This window comes from Geodermatophilus marinus, from assembly GCF_003428645.1.
Taxonomy (GTDB): Bacteria; Actinomycetota; Actinomycetes; order Mycobacteriales; family Geodermatophilaceae; genus Geodermatophilus.
This window is the reverse complement of the sequence record NZ_QVQH01000006.1, coordinates 93412-108051: the sequence shown is the minus strand read 5'-3', so window position 1 is coordinate 108051 and position 14640 is coordinate 93412. Positions and strand designations below refer to the sequence as shown.

General features: G+C 74.7%; 14 protein-coding genes. 6 read left to right on the top strand and 8 right to left on the bottom strand.

Translation table 11 applies throughout. The annotated features are described in order from the left end of the window. The first annotated feature begins 29 nt into the window (after positions 1-29). The 4 genes from cofD to rfbA all read left to right on the top strand — a co-directional run bounded on the left by cofD (position 30) and on the right by rfbA (position 3725). Positions 30-980: a 2-phospho-L-lactate transferase gene (gene cofD, locus D0Z06_RS09020; protein ID WP_117377039.1), complete on the top strand. Its 951-nt coding sequence runs from the start codon at positions 30-32 to the stop codon at positions 978-980. Then, complete coding sequence (locus tag D0Z06_RS09015) at positions 973-2076, top strand: coenzyme F420-0:L-glutamate ligase (protein ID WP_117377038.1); 1104 nt, start codon at positions 973-975, stop codon at positions 2074-2076. Before cofD ends, D0Z06_RS09015 begins: the two co-directional genes overlap by 8 nt. A 28-nt stretch (positions 2077-2104) precedes the next feature. After that, entirely contained in the window at positions 2105-2713 is a 609-nt protein-coding gene (locus D0Z06_RS09010) for a dTDP-4-dehydrorhamnose 3,5-epimerase family protein (protein WP_117377037.1), read from the top strand. 139 nt (positions 2714-2852) lie between these two features. Further along, on the top strand, positions 2853-3725 hold the full coding sequence (gene rfbA / locus D0Z06_RS09005; protein WP_117377036.1) for a glucose-1-phosphate thymidylyltransferase RfbA: 873 nt from the start codon (positions 2853-2855) through the stop codon (positions 3723-3725). A 115-nt stretch (positions 3726-3840) separates the two neighbouring features. Here the strand turns inward: rfbA and D0Z06_RS09000 are convergent, their stop codons facing one another. Genes D0Z06_RS09000 through D0Z06_RS08985 form a run of 4 tightly spaced genes read right to left on the bottom strand, consistent with a single transcriptional unit; the run spans position 3841 to position 7622 of the window. Continuing rightward, the gene (locus D0Z06_RS09000; RefSeq protein ID WP_233517548.1) at positions 3841-4743 is read right to left on the bottom strand and encodes a DNA-3-methyladenine glycosylase family protein; all 903 of its coding nucleotides are present in this window, start codon (positions 4741-4743) and stop codon (positions 3841-3843) included. 58 nt (positions 4744-4801) lie between these two features. Continuing rightward, positions 4802-5572 (bottom strand): SDR family NAD(P)-dependent oxidoreductase, encoded by a 771-nt coding sequence (locus D0Z06_RS08995; protein ID WP_117377034.1) that lies wholly within the window; start codon positions 5570-5572, stop codon positions 4802-4804. A gap of 23 nt (positions 5573-5595) precedes the next feature. After that, positions 5596-6699: a mannose-1-phosphate guanylyltransferase gene (locus D0Z06_RS08990; RefSeq protein ID WP_117377033.1), complete on the bottom strand. Its 1104-nt coding sequence runs from the start codon at positions 6697-6699 to the stop codon at positions 5596-5598. Then, entirely contained in the window at positions 6684-7622 is a 939-nt protein-coding gene (locus D0Z06_RS08985) for a glycosyltransferase family 2 protein (protein WP_233517547.1), read from the bottom strand. Before D0Z06_RS08985 ends, D0Z06_RS08990 begins: the two co-directional genes overlap by 16 nt. A 104-nt stretch (positions 7623-7726) precedes the next feature. On the opposite strand from D0Z06_RS08985, the gene glf reads away from it, so the two are divergent. Both glf and D0Z06_RS08975 read left to right on the top strand, forming a co-directional pair. Further along, on the top strand, positions 7727-8914 hold the full coding sequence (gene glf, locus D0Z06_RS08980) for a UDP-galactopyranose mutase (protein ID WP_117377031.1): 1188 nt from the start codon (positions 7727-7729) through the stop codon (positions 8912-8914). Positions 8915-8922: 8 nt separating this feature from the next. Continuing rightward, complete coding sequence (locus D0Z06_RS08975) at positions 8923-10890, top strand: glycosyltransferase (RefSeq protein WP_117377030.1); 1968 nt, start codon at positions 8923-8925, stop codon at positions 10888-10890. On the opposite strand, the gene glfT1 is transcribed toward D0Z06_RS08975, so the two are convergent. Genes glfT1 through D0Z06_RS08955 form a run of 4 tightly spaced genes read right to left on the bottom strand, consistent with a single transcriptional unit; the run spans position 10850 to position 14586 of the window. Beyond that, a complete protein-coding gene (gene glfT1 / locus D0Z06_RS08970; protein ID WP_233517546.1) occupies positions 10850-11767 on the bottom strand; it encodes a galactofuranosyltransferase GlfT1 in 918 nt (305 codons plus the stop codon). The genes D0Z06_RS08975 and glfT1 overlap by 41 nt on opposite strands. Next, a complete protein-coding gene (gene wzt, locus D0Z06_RS08965) occupies positions 11764-12528 on the bottom strand; it encodes a galactan export ABC transporter ATP-binding subunit Wzt/RfbE (RefSeq protein WP_199522217.1) in 765 nt (254 codons plus the stop codon). The genes glfT1 and wzt overlap by 4 nt, the downstream gene beginning before the upstream one ends. Before the next feature lie 2 nt (positions 12529-12530). Continuing rightward, a complete protein-coding gene (wzm, locus tag D0Z06_RS08960; protein WP_117377028.1) occupies positions 12531-13394 on the bottom strand; it encodes a galactan export ABC transporter permease subunit Wzm/RfbD in 864 nt (287 codons plus the stop codon). Positions 13395-13446: 52 nt separating this feature from the next. Then, positions 13447-14586: a glycosyltransferase family 4 protein gene (locus tag D0Z06_RS08955; protein ID WP_233517545.1), complete on the bottom strand. Its 1140-nt coding sequence runs from the start codon at positions 14584-14586 to the stop codon at positions 13447-13449. Between the last annotated feature and the right edge of the window lie 54 nt (positions 14587-14640).

Sequence of the window (14640 nt, the reverse complement as noted above, 5' to 3'; positions counted from 1 at the left end):
ACAACTGCCCATCGGGCACGATGACTTTCGTGCAGATCGTCGTCCTCGCCGGTGGCATCGGCGGAGCCCGCTTCCTGGCCGGACTCCGGGCCGTCACACCCCCGTCGTCGATCACCGCCGTGGTCAACACCGGCGACGACGTCACGATGCACGGGCTGCGGATCTGCCCCGACCTGGACAGCGTCATGTACACCCTCGGCGGGGGCATCGACCCCGAGCGCGGGTGGGGCCGCACCGGGGAGACCTGGACGGTCACCGAGGAGCTGGCCGCCTACGGCGCCGAGCCGACCTGGTTCGGCCTCGGCGACCGGGACATCGCCACGCACCTCGTGCGTACCCGCATGCTCGACGCCGGCTACCCGCTCTCCCAGGTGACCGCGGCGCTGGCCGACCGCTGGCAGCCCGGCGTGGAGCTGCTGCCGATGAGCGACCAGCGGGTCGAGACCCACGTGGTGGTCACCGACCCGGAGGACGGCCGCCAGCGGGCCCTGCACTTCCAGGAGTGGTGGGTGCGGCACCGCGCGGCCCCGGAGCCGGCCGCCTTCGTCCAGGTGGGCGTCGACACCGCCCGGCCGGCGCCGGGCGCCGTGGAGGCGCTGGCCACCGCGGACGCGGTGCTGCTGGCCCCGTCCAACCCGGTCGTGTCGATCGGCACGGTGCTCGGCGTGCCGGGGATCCGGGACGCCGTCCGCGCGACGCGGGGGAAGGTCGTCGGCGTCTCCCCCGTGATCGGCGGCGCCGTCGTGCGCGGCATGGCCGACCGCTGCCTGCCGGCGATCGGCGTCGAGGTGAGCGCGGAGGGCGTCGGGCGGCACTACGGGGCCCGCTCCGCCGGCGGGCTGCTGGACGCCTGGCTCGTGGCCCCCGACGACACCGCGGACGTGCCCGGGGTGGACGTCCGGCGGGTGCCGCTGCTGATGAGCGACCCCGACGCGACGGCGGCGCTCGCGCGCGCCGCCCTGGACGCGTCGGGTGTCTGAGGAGGGCCCCCGTCCTGCCCACCCCTCGCAGGCTCAGGGCGGGGCCGCACCACCGACCGGGATCACCGTCCTCCCGGTGCGCGGGCTGCCCGAGTTCGCCCCGGGCGACGACCTCGCGGACGCGGTCGCCGGCGCCGCACCCTGGCTGGCCGACGGCGACGTCGTCGTCGTGACCTCCAAGGTGGTGTCCAAGGCCGAGGGCCGGCTGGTGCGGGTCGAGCCCGGCACCGACCGCGAGGCCGCGCGGCAGCGGGCGGTCGAGGCGGAGACCGTGCGGGTCGTCGCCCGCCGCGGGCCGCTGCGCATCGTGGAGACCCGGCACGGCTGGGTGGTGGCCGCGGCCGGCATCGACGCCTCGAACGTGGCCGGCGACGCCCTGGTGCTGCTCCCCGAGGACGCCGACGCCTCGGCCCGGGCGCTGCGGGACCGGCTGCGCGCGCTGCTCGGCGTGCAGGTCGCCGTGGTCGTCAGCGACACCTTCGGCCGCACCTGGCGGGAGGGGCTCACCGACGTCGCCGTCGGCTCGGCCGGCATCGCCGCGCTCATCGACCACCGGGGGGACGTCGACGCCCACGGCAACCGGCTGGAGACCACGCAGGTGGCCCTGGTCGACGAGCTGGCCGCCGCGGCCGACCTGGTCAAGGGCAAGCTCGCCGGGGTCCCGGTGGCCGTCGTCCGCGGGCTGGCGTTCGACCCGCCCGCCGAGGACGCCGGCACCCGGCCGCTGGTCCGCCTCGGGCCGGGTGACCTGTTCCCCTACGGCAGCCGCGACCTCGTCGGCTCCCGGGCGCCCGGCGCGGACCTGGTGCCGCGGCCCGGCGAGCTCGACGCGGTCGCCGAGGCCTTCCGGGTGGCCGTCGCCGCGCTCCCGGAGTTCCCCGTGGTGGTCCGCTACGGCGGGGAGGGCGACGGGGTGGTCGACGTCCACCTGCAGGAGCGGGCCACGACCACCACGGCGCTCAACCTCGGCGCGCTGCTCGGCGCGGTCGTCGTCCAGCTGCACGCCGAGGGCTGGACGACGCGCTGGGAGCCCGTGGGCACGCCGGGCGGCAGCTCACTCGTCGGGAGGTTGTGGCTCGGCTCGCCGCCGACCTGAGGGCGGTCGGCTCGCTACCGTCGGGCCCGTGGACGTCCGTGAGCTCGCCGTGCCCGACAGCTACGTCCTCGACCTGGTCCCCCACGGCGACCTCCGCGGCCGGTTCACCGAGTGGTACCGGGCCGACGTGCTCGCCGCGGCGACCGGCCACCCGCTCCCGCTGGCCCAGGCCAACCACAGCGTCTCGGCCCGCGGCGTCCTCCGCGGCGTGCACTTCGCGCTGGTGCCGCCCGGGCAGGCCAAGTACGTGTACTGCCCGGCCGGGCGGGTCCTCGACGTGGTCGTCGACGTGCGGGTCGGGAGCCCGACCTTCGGCGTCCACGACAGCGTGCTGCTCGACAGCGAGCAGCCTCGGGCGGTGTACCTGGCCGAGGGCCTCGGGCACGCCTTCGTGTCCCTGGCCGAGGGCAGTTCCGTCACGTACCTGGTGTCCACCGGCTACTCCCCGGGCCGGGAGTTCGGCGTCCACCCGCTCGACCCGGCGCTGGACCTGCCGTGGCCGGCCGACGTGGACTTCGAGCTCTCCGCCAAGGACCAGGCCGCCCCGACGCTCGAGCAGGCCCGGGACCAGGGCCTGCTGCCGACGATGGAGCAGTGCCTCGCCCGCTACGCCGAGCTGCGCGCGGCCGGCGGCTGAGCACCGCGCCACCCCGGCGCCGCGCCGCGCCGCCCCGGCTCCCCGCCGCGCCGACGGCGGCCGCGCGGCTCCCCCCTCCGGGGTGGGCCCGAGCCCGGGGACCGGCTGCGGCACCGCGCGCTCGGTACGGTCCCCCACCATGCGGGGGATCATCCTGGCCGGGGGCACCGGCAGCCGCCTCTTCCCGATCACCCAGGCGGTCAGCAAGCAGCTCATGCCGGTCTACGACAAGCCGATGGTGTACTACCCGCTGTCCACCCTGATGATGGCCGGCGTCCGCGAGATCCTGGTCATCACGACGCCCGGGGACCGCGACGCCTTCCGCGCCCTGCTCGGCGACGGGTCGCGCCTGGGGATGCGCATCGAGTACGCCGTCCAGCCGCACCCCGAGGGCCTGGCCCAGGCGTTCCTCATCGGCGCGGACTTCCTCGACGGCTCCTCCGCGGCCCTGGTGCTGGGCGACAACATCTTCTACGGCGCCGGGCTCGGGACCGCCCTCGGCCGGCTGCCCGACCCCGACGGGGGGCACGTGTTCGCCTACCACGTCGCCAACCCGCAGGACTACGGCGTGGTGGAGTTCGACGACCACCGGCGGGTGCTGTCGATCGAGGAGAAGCCGGCCCGGCCGCGCAGCTCCTACGCGGTGCCCGGGCTGTACTTCTACGACGGCTCGGTCGTGGAGGTGGCCCGCGGCATCCGGCCCAGCGCCCGGGGGGAGCTGGAGATCACGGCGGTGAACGACCACTACCTGCGCGCGGGCCGGCTGACCGTCACCGTCCTGGACCGGGGGACCGCCTGGCTGGACACCGGGACCTTCGCCTCGCTCCGGCAGGCCACCGAGTTCGTCTCGGTCGTCGAGGAGCGGCAGGGGCTCAAGATCGGCTGCATCGAGGAGGTCGCCTGGCGGCAGGGCTGGCTGGACGACGACGGCCTGCGGCGCGCCGCCGAGCCGCTGGCCAAGAGCGGGTACGGCGACTACCTGCTCGGCCTGCTCGACGACCCGCTGGTCTGAAGAAGGACCTCCCTGCCCCCCACCGCTCGCGAGCTCGCGGCGGGCCCCTGCAGGGAGGCCGCTCGCCCGGGTCCCGCGCCGAGCCTGCGAGGGGTGGGGAGGACGGGGTCCTTCCTCAGATCCGCCGGTAGTCGGTCGGCGCCACGCGCGGGCCGCGCCGGGGCGGGCGGCTGCCGCCGATGGTCAGCAGCCGGACGACCCGCTGCCGCTGCCCGCGCCACGGCTCGAGCAGCTCCATCATCCCGTCGTCGTCGGTCTTCCGGCCGGCCAGTGACCAGCCGACCAGGTTCTTCAGGTGGTAGTCGCCGTAGCTGACGGTGTCCGGGCAGCCGAACACCCGCTGCACCACCTCGGCCGCCGTCCAGACGCCGATGCCGGGCACCGTGCGCATCCGGGCGGACAGCGTCGCGGCGTCCCACCCCGGGCAGGGCTCCAGCCGGGACGCCACCGAGGTGACCGCCCGCAGCGCGCGGCGGCGGGCGCCGTCCAGGCCGCACCGGTGCCACTCCCAGTCGGTCACCGCCAGGACCCGTGCCGGGGTGGGCACCACCCGCATGCCCTCCGGCGCCGGGCCGGGCGCCGGTTCCCCGGCCAGCCGCAGCAGCGCCCGGAAGACCCGGTGCGCCTCGACGGTGGTCACCTTCTGCTCGAGGACGGCGGGCACCAGGGCGTCCCAGGTGCAGCCGGTCCGGCCCAGCCGCAGCCACGGGGCGTTGCGGTGCAGCCAGACGACCAGGGGGTGCTGCCCGGGGTCGAACTCCTCCGGCCGGTCCGCGGCGCCCAGCCAGCCGGGCACCGCGGACCCCGCCCGCTCGGCCCCGGGGCCCCACGCCGCCACCCGGACCTCACCGCCGCCCACCACGACGCGCACCGTGGCCGGCCCGTCGGGTGTGCTGGCGGTGCGCCACGCCCCGTCGGGGGTGAAGCGCAGCGTCGGGTCCGCGGCCCCGCGCAGGCTCGGCGACAGGACGCGCCGGAGGTCCAGCGGCCAGTGCGGCCGCCACACGTCGGTGAACACCGGCGCGTCGACGGTGGTGGTGCTCAGCGGTGCTCCCCGGGGAAGAGGGACGGGGAGGTCAGCGGGGGGCCATGCGCAGGGCGCCGTCCATCCGGATGACCTCGCCGTTCAGGTAGCCGTGCTCGACGATGTCCAGGGCCAGCTCGGCGAAGTCCTCCGGCCGGCCGAGGCGCTTCGGGAAGGGTATCCCCGCCGACAGGGCCGCCCGGGCCTCCTCCGGCAGGCTGCCCAGCAGCGGGGTGTCCACCAGGCCGGGGGCGATGGTGCACACCCGGACACCGACGCCGGAGAGGTCGCGGGCGGCCGGCAGCGTCATGCCGACGATCCCGCCCTTGGACGCCGAGTAGGCCACCTGCCCGATCTGCCCGTCGAAGGCGGCGATCGAGGCCGTGTTGACCACGACGCCGCGCTCGCCGTCCTCCCCCGGCTCGGTGGCCGCCATGGCGGCGGCCGCGAGCCGGAGCACGTTGAAGGTGCCGACGAGGTTGACCATGACGGTCTTCACGAACGGGTCGAGGTCGTGCGCGACGTTGCCCTTGCCCACGGTGCGCTGCGCCCAGCCGATGCCCGCGCAGTTGACCGCGATCCGCAGCGGCCGGTCCTTGCCGGTCGCCTCGGCGACCGCCGCCGCCACCGACGCCTCGTCGGTGACGTCGGTGCGCACGAACGTGGTGTGCCCGCCGAGCTCGGCGGCCAGCTTCTCCCCCCTGTCCTCCTGGAGGTCGAGGATGGTCACGGCCGCCCCGCGGGCGACCAGGGCGCGGGTGGTGGCCTCGCCGAGCCCGGAGGCCCCGCCGGAGACCACGGCGGCGACGTCGAAGTTCTTCATGCCGGGCAGGCTAGCCAGGTCGTTCAGCTGAACTGTGACCCGTGCCGCTCCTGCACCGCGGCGAGCAGCTGCTTGACCCGCTCGGAGTCTCCGACGGGGCAGACCATGGTCACGTCGGCGGTGTGCACCACGACGCTGTCCCGGACGCCGACGAGCGCCACCAGGTGACCCGGGTCGGCGCTGAACACGACGTTGCCGGCGCTGTCGAGGCTCACCACGAGCCCGTGCACGGCGTTCCCGTCGGCCGTGGCCAGGGTCGAGGCGAGCGCCGGCCAGGAGCCGACGTCGAGCCAGTCGACATCGAGGTCGGCCACCAGCACCCGGCCCGGCTCGGTGGCCGCGGGCTCGAGCACCGCGTAGTCGACGCTGATCTTCGGCAGGGTCGGGAAGACCTCGGCCAGCACCGCGTCGCGCGCCGGCCCGGCCGGGGCGGCCACGATGCGCTCCAGCCCGGCGGCGGTCTCGGGCAGGTGGTCGGCGAGCGCGTCGAGGACAGTGCGCGCCCGCCACACGAACATGCCGGAGTTCCACAGGTACTCCCCCGACGCGAGGTAGGCCTCGGCCGTCGCGCGGTCGGGCTTCTCCCGGAAGGAGGCGGCCTCGGCCACCCCGGGCACCTCGGTCGCCGCGCCGCGCTGCACGTAGCCGAACCCGGTCGCCGGGGCGGTCGGCCGGATGCCCAGGGTGACCAGGGCCCGGGGGCGGGCGGCGAGCGCGTCGTAGGCCGTGCGCAGCGTCGCGGCGAAGGTCTCCACCGGCCGGATGACGTGGTCGGCGCTCACGACCGCGAGCTCGGCGTCCGGGTCGACGTCGGCCACCAGGGCGGCGGTGAGCCCGACGGCGTTGGCGGTGTCGCGGGCCACCGGCTCCAGCACCAGCCGGTCGGCGCCCAGCCCCGGCAGGGCGGCGCGGACCTGCTCGCCGTAGCGCGCGGCGGTGCAGACCCAGACGTTCTCGGCCGGCAGCACGGCGACCAGCCGGTCCCAGGCCTCGGTGAGCAGGCTGTGCGCCCCGCCGGCCGCCCCGTCGTCGGCCACGATGTCCAGCAGCTGCTTGGGCCGGTCGGCCCGGGACAGCGGCCACAGCCGGGTCCCCGACCCGCCGGCCATGATCACCGCGTGCCGCATGGCACCTCCCCATCCCCCCGGCCGACGGAGTCGGCCTGCCGCTGGAACCGCGCCCCCGCGGCCACCCGGCCGCTGACGTACGAGACGAGCATCCGGCCGCCCAGGCCGGCCCGCAGCGCCCCGCGCAGGGGCGCGTGCCGGCGGTGCGGGTACCGGCCGGCCAGGTAGCGCAGGGCGCTGGTGTGGTGCACCCGCTGCATCCGGTGCGGGTCGCGCCGGGTGGCGTGGCCGCCCTCGTGCACGACGACCGCCGCGGGCACGTAGACGTGCAGCCAGCCGCGCCGCCCCAGCCGCTCGGCGAGGTCGACGTCCTCGAAGTACATGAAGTAGCCGGGGTCGAAGCCGCCGACGGAGTGGAAGGCGGTCAGGTCGACGAGGAAGCAGGACCCCGACAGCCAGCCGGCGGTGCGCTCGCGGGGGGCCTCGCGCTCGCGCCGGTACCGCGCCGTCCACGGGTTGGCCGGCCAGGCCCAGCCCAGCAGCGCGTGCCCCGCGCCGGTGGACAGCCGCGGCAGGTCGCGGGCCGACGGGTAGAGGGCGCCGTCCGGGGTGCGGATGGCCGGGCCGACCGTCGCCGCCCGCGGCCAGCGCCGCGCCGCGGCGAGCAGCTCGTCCACCGCGCCCGGCTCGAAGCGGACGTCGGGGTTGGCCACCAGCGCCCAGCCAGTGCGGGCGTCGGCCAGGCCGGCGTTCACCGCGGCCCCGTAGCCGACGTTGCCCCCCGTCCGCAGCACGCGGACGTCGGGGGACCCGGCCGCCACCCGCTCCGGCGCCCCGTCGGTGGAGCCGTTGTCGGCGAGCACGACGTCCAGCGGCCGGCTGGTCGCCGTCCGGAGGGTCGCCACGAACCCGGCGAGCGCCTCCCCGGGGGAGTACGTCACAGCGACCACGCGCAGCGGCTCCCGCGCCGTCCCCTGGTCCACGCACGGAACCCTAACGACAGCGGCCCGTGACCGTCCGGCGCCGTTCGGGTGACCACCGGGACCGCGGCGGTGGGCGCGGCCCGACGCCGGTACTGTCGAGCGACATGGCATCCGGCGCTCCCGACCTGATCGTCGTCGGCTCGGGCTTCTTCGGCCTGACCGTCGCCGAGCGGGTGGCCTCCCAGCTCGGCAAGCGGGTCCTCGTCCTCGACCGGCGCGACCACATCGGCGGCAACGCGTACTCCGAGGCCGAGCCCGAGACCGGCATCGAGGTGCACCGGTACGGCGCGCACCTGTTCCACACCTCGAACGAGCGGGTGTGGCGCTACGTCAACCAGTTCACCGGCTTCACCGGCTACCAGCACAAGGTCTTCAGCACCTACCGCGGGCAGACCTACTCGCTGCCGATCAACCTGGCCACGATCTGCCAGTACTTCGGCCGCAGCTTCACCCCCGACGAGGCGCGGGCCCTGGTGGCCGAGCAGTCGGCCGAGATCGAGACGCGGGAGGCGGCCAACCTCGAGGAGAAGGCCATCTCGCTGATCGGCCGGCCGCTCTACGAGGCGTTCATCCGCGGCTACACGAAGAAGCAGTGGCAGACCGACCCCACCGAGCTGCCCGCCGCGGTCATCGCCCGGCTGCCGGTGCGGTACACGTTCGACAACCGCTACTTCAACGACACCTACGAGGGCCTCCCGGTCGACGGCTACACCGCCTGGCTGACCCGCATGGCCGAGCACGAGCTCGTCGAGGTCCGGCTCGGCACCGACTTCTTCGACGTCCGCGCCGACCTGCCCGCCGACGTCCCGGTCGTCTTCACCGGGCCCATCGACAAGTACTTCGGCTACGAGGCCGGCGAGCTGGGCTGGCGCACCCTGGACTTCGAGACCGAGGTGCTGCCGACCGGCGACTTCCAGGGGACGTCGGTGATGAACTACGCCGACGAGGACGTCCCCTACACCCGGATCCACGAGTTCCGGCACTTCCACCCGGAACGCGAGTACCCGGCCGACCGGACGGTCGTCGTCCGCGAGTACTCCCGGTTCGCCGAGACCGGCGACGAGCCGTACTACCCGATCAACACCCCCGAGGACCGCGCCAAGCTGGAGCGCTACCGGGAGCTGGCCGCCAAGGAGGCCGCGGAGAAGCAGGTGCTCTTCGGCGGCCGGCTGGGCACCTACAAGTACCTCGACATGCACATGGCCATCGGCTCGGCCCTCACCATGTACGAGAACCGCATCCGCCCGTACTTCGCCGAGGGCGCCTCCCTCGACGGCCGTCTGGAGGACTGAGCACCGCGATGACCACCACCGACTCCCCGGTGTCCCCGGAGCGCGTGAGCGACCCCTCGGCGGCCGACCTCGCGACCGGGAAGGCGGTCACGCTGCTGCAGCGGGTGATCCTCCCGCGGCCCGGCGACCCGCTGAAGGTCCGCTCCCTCTACGTCGACGAGGACCGCACCCGCCGGGTGCGCGTCCGCGACCGGTCCGAGGTGACCGTGCCGGCGGGCGGCGAGGTCTCCTTCGCGACCTACTTCAACGCCTTCCCGGCCAGCTACTGGCGCCGCTGGACCGTCCTGGACCAGGTCGTCCTCGGCATGCGGCTCTCCGGCCCCGGCCGGGTCGACGTCTACCGGTCCAAGGCCGACGGCAGCATCATCCACGTCACCGGGTCGACCGCCTCCGGCGACGACCGCGCCCTGGAGTTCGAGCTCGACCTCACCCCGTTCGAGGACGGCGGCTGGTACTGGTTCGACGTCACCGCCGACGACGCCCCGGTCACCGTGCACCGGGCGGCGTGGTGGGCCCCGCAGGCGCCCGCGGGCGAGGCGCGGCTGTCGGTCGGCATCTGCACCTACAACCGCCCCGACGACTGCGTGAACGCCCTCGCCGCGCTGGCCGGTGACCCCGTCGTGCGCGACCTGATCGACACGGTCGTCGTCGCCGACCAGGGCACCAAGAAGGTCCGCGACGCCGGGGGCTACCCCGCCGCGGCCGAGGCGCTCGGCGACCGGCTGCGGCTGGTCGAGCAGCCCAACCTCGGCGGCAGCGGCGGCTTCTCCCGCACGATGTACGAGATGCTGGAGCACACCAGCGCCACCCACCACCTGCTGCTCGACGACGACGTCATCCTCGAGCCCGACAGCGTGGCCCGGGCCTTCGCGGTCGCCCGGTTCGCCAAGCGCCCGATGCTGGTCGGCGGCCAGATGCTGGCCCTGCAGGACCGCTCGGTGCTGCACACCATGGGCGAGGTCGTGGCGCCGGAGAAGTTCTTCTGGCGGGCGGCCCCCAACACCGAGTACGCGCACGACTTCGCGCAGAAGAGCCTGCGCCGGACCCCGCAGCTGCACCGCCGGGTCGACGTGGACTACACCGGCTGGTGGATGTGCCTCGTCCCCCGCGTCGCGGTGGAGCGGCTCGGCCTGGCGCTGCCGGTCTTCATCAAGTGGGACGACGCCGAGTACGGGCTGCGCGCCGGCGAGCACGGCTTCCCGACCGCCACCATGCCCGGCGTCGCGGTCTGGCACCTGTCCTGGAGCGACAAGGACGACACCGCCGGCTGGCAGGCCTACTTCCACACCCGCAACCGGCTGGTCGCCGCGGCCCTGCACAGCCAGTACAAGCGCGGCGGGCAGCTGCTGCGGGACACCTTCAAGTTCGACCTGAAGTTCCTGATCATGATGCAGTACGCCACCGCCGGGCTGCACCACCGCGCCTACGAGGACTTCCTGGCCGGGCCGCAGCGGCTGTTCCCGCTGCTGCCCACCGCGCTGCCCACCGCGCTGGAGCACCAGGGCGACCACCCCGACGGCGTCGTCGTCCCCTCCTCCTCGGACCTCCCGCTGCCCTCGATGAGCGGCACGCGGGCCGAGCGCTTCATGAAGCCGCCGGTGACCCCGCTGACCATCGGGCGCACCCTGCTGGCCGCGCTGGCGCACAACGTGCGCCCGCCGCGGGAGGAGACCACCCAGCGCCCGCAGCTGAACATCAGCGCGCAGGACGCCCGCTGGTTCCTGCTCTCCCGGCTCGACAGCGCCACGGTCGGCACCGCCGACGGCCGGGGGGTGACCTTCCGCCGCCGCGAGCCGGCCACGTTCTGGTCCATGCTGCGCCGGTCGGTGCGCCTGCACGCCCGGCTCTACCGGGAGTTCCCCCGGCTGCAGCGCGTGTACCGGGCCCACCTGGAGGAGCTGACCGCGCCGGCCAGCTGGGCGCAGGCCTTCGGGGTCACCGACGGTCGAAGCGCTCCGAGCGACCGGCGCGGGTGAGCCGGCGCCACTCGCGCCAGCCCTCGGGGTCGTGCCGGCGCAGCAGGAAGTACCAGCTGAAGCGCAGCCACTCGAGCGGCAGCATCCACCGCATCCCCGGCTGCGCCATCAGGTAGCCGCGGTTGCGGTAGGTGTAGTACCGCTTGACGTCGTCCTCGGGGTACTGCGCGGACAACGCCCCGCGCAGCATCGGCTTGAACTCGCCGGTGCCGCTCGGGTGCAGGTAGGCGGTGCCGGTCGAGGTGCCGAACCGCAGGCCCGAGCGCATCAGCCGGCGGTGCATCTCGGTCTCGTCGCCGCGGAAGAACATCCGGTAGTCGGGGACGCCGATGACCTCCAGCGCGCTGGAGCGGAACAGCGCCCCGTTGAACAGCGAGGCGTAGCCGTCCAGCAGCCGGACGCCGCGGAAGTCCGCGTGCCACCGGCGCCAGCGCAGCCCGCGGCGCAGCGGGAAGGCCAGCCGCCGCGGGTCGTGCATGTCGAGCACCATCGGGGAGATCTCGTCGAGGGAGAGGCCGACGGCCTCCAGCAGCAGCGTCTCGAGCACGGCGTCGTCGGCGGGGCGGCCGTCGTCGTCGGCGCACCACACCCAGTCGGCGCCCAGCGCCAGCGCGGTGAGCATGCCGAGGGCGAACCCGCCGGCGCCGCCGAGGTTGCGCTTCGACGGCACGTACGTGCCGCGGACGGGCAGGTCCGCGACGATCTCGGCGACCTTCGGGTCGTCGCCGTTGTCGACCACGACCACGTGGTCCACCGGCCGGGTCTGCGCGCAGATGGCCTCGAGGCTGGCGGCCAGCGTCGCCGGGCGGTCCTTGGTGACGACGACCGCGATGACGACGTCGTCGGCCAGGATGCGGTTGCGGGGCGCGGCGCTCACAGCGGCTGCCCCCCGTACCGGCGCAGGACGTCGTCGAGGTCCCCCTGGGCCTTGATCCGGCCGTGCTCGAGCCACAGCGCGGTGTCGCAGAGCTGGCGCAGGAACTCCTCCGAGTGCGAGGCGAAGACGAGCAGCCCGGAGCGCTCGACCAGCTCGACCAGCCGCTGCTTGGACTTCTCGAGGAACGCGGCGTCGACCGCGCCGATGCCCTCGTCGAGCAGCAGGATCTCGGGGTCGATGCTGGTGACCACGCCGAGGGCCAGCCGCACCCGCATGCCGGTCGAGTAGGTGCGCAGCGGCATGCGGAGGAAGTCACCGAGCTCGGTGAAGTCGGCGATGTCGTCGACCCGCTGCTCCATCTGCTTGCGGGTCATCCCGAGGAACAGGCCCCGGATCATGATGTTCTCGAGGCCGGAGATCTCCGGGTCCATGCCCACGCCCAGGTCGAACACCGGGGCCACCCGGCCGCGGATCTCCGCGACGCCCCGGGTCGGCTCGTAGATGCCCGACAACAGCCGCAGCAGGGTCGACTTGCCGGCGCCGTTGTGCCCGACGAGGCCCACCCGGGCCCCGTGCTGGAGGTCGAGGGTGACGTCGCGCAGCGCCTCGATCACCGGGATCCTGGCGCCGCTGTCGATGTTCCCGCCGACCAGGCCGACGACGGTCTTCTTCAGCGAGCGGCTCTTGGCGTCGAAGATCGGGAAGTCGACGCAGGCGTCCTTGGTGACGATGCTGACCGGTCCGCCGGTGCTCTGGGACACGCTCACACCCAGTAGGAGACGCGGGACCGGTAGCGGCGGAGGACGAGCAGCGCCGCCACCCAGCCGACGACGGTGATGGCGAGGACGACGACCCAGTGCCGCCAGACCTGGTCCTGGCCGAGCAGGGGCTGGCGGACGATCTCGACGAAGTGCAGGAACGGGTTGAACTCGGCCAGCCGGGCCCGCTCGGCGATCGCGGGGTTGGGGCTGTTCACCAGCTGGTCGTAGATCCAGACGATCGGCGTCAGGAAGAACATCAGCTGCACGACGCTCTGCGTGATCGGCAGGATGTCGCGGAAGCGGGTCGTGATGACCCCGACGGCGAGGGCGACCCAGGCGCCGTTGAGCGCCAGCAGCGCGATGGCCGGGACGGCCGCCAGCGCGGTCCACTTCAGGTCCTGCGGGAAGAACACGAGCATGACCGCGTAGACGATCATGTTGTGGGCGAAGAACAGCAGCTGGCGCCAGACGAGCCGGTAGACGTGCACCGACAGCGGCGCGGGCAGGTGCTTGATCAGGCCCTCGTTGGCGATGAAGACCTCGGAGCCCTCGGCGATGCACCCGCTGATGAACGCCCAGACGATGAAGCCGACGAGGACGTGCGGCAGCATCACGTCGAGGTCCTGGTCGAACAGGCCGGCGTAGAGGATCCCCAGGGCGACGGCGGTGACCGCCATGCTGATGGTGATCCACACCGGCCCGAGCACCGAGCGCCGGTAGCGCTGCCGGATGTCCTGCCAGCCCAGGTGCCCCCAGAGGGACCGCTGCTGCCAGCCGCGGCGCAGGTCGTCGATCGCCCGGGCGAAGGAGATGCTGGGCGCGGTCACCGGGTCGAGGACCGCGGGGACCTTCGGGGGAGCCGCCATGACAGGCCCCCCTCCTCACGTGCCGGTCGCCGCCCAGCGACCGACCGGGAGGTCAGGCCGCTACCGCGCGAGCGTACGTCCGCCGGTGCGCCTCTGCACACGCGGCCCACGTGAAGCCGCTCGCACGGGTGGTCGCCGCGCGGGACAGCTCGGCCCGCCGTCCGGGCGAGGCCAGCAGCGCGGCCAGCCCCGCGGCGATGCCGGCGGCGGTGGGGTCGGTGTAGGCGACGGCGTCCCCGCCCACCTCGGGCAGCGCCAGCGAGGTGGTGGTCAGCACGGGGGCGCCGCAGGCCATGGCCTCGAGCACCGGCAGCCCGAAGCCCTCGCCGAGGCTGGGGTAGGCGACCACCTCCGCGCCGCCGAGGAAGCCGGCGAGCAGCTCCAGCGGCAGGTACCCGGGCAGCAGCACCTCGAGGCCGGCCGGCACCGCGGCCAGCGCCTCGTCGATGCGGGTGTCCCAGCCCCGGCCGCCGGCGAGCACGAGGGCCGGCGGGTCCTTGAGGCCGGCCACCGCGCGGCGCCAGCCCTCGACCAGGAAGGGCACGTTCTTGCGCGGCTCGATGGTGCCCAGGAAGGCCACGTAGCTCGACGCGCGCAGCCCGAGGTGCTCGCGGGCGGCCCGGACGTGCTCGACGTCGGGCACGGAGAACGTCGCCGGGTCCACGCCGTGGTGGGCGACGTCGACCTGGCCGCGCACGCCGCCGGTGACGCGGGCCAGCTCGTCGAGGGTCGCCTGCGAGGGGACGACGACCCGCGCGGCGCGGCGCAGCGAAGAGGTCGTCCAGCGGCGGAAGAAGGCCCGCTTCACCGGCTGGTGCACGTCGGGGTGGGTGAAGAACGTGGCGTCGTGCAGCGTCGTGACGACCGGGACCGGGCTGCGCCGCGGCATCGTGTAGTGCGGGCAGTGCAGCACGTCGGCCCCGAGCCGCTCGGCCAGCCGGGGCAGGCCGGTCTGCTCCCACACCAGCCGCGCGGGGCGCCGGGACGCCGCGGCCGGGGCCGCGACGACGTCCCCGCAGGGGGCGAGCTTGCCGTAGTACTCGACGTCCCGCTGCTGGCAGACGACGACCAGGTCGGTGCCCGCGGCGTCCAGGGCCGGGACGAGCTGGTCGACGTAGCGGCCGACACCGCCCCGGTCGGCGGGGACGGCGGTGGCGTCCAGCAGGACGCGGGGCCCGGTGGTGGCGGCCACGGCGGCTCCCTTTCGCTCGGGTGTGCCCCGACGGTACGGACGCCGCGGGGCGAT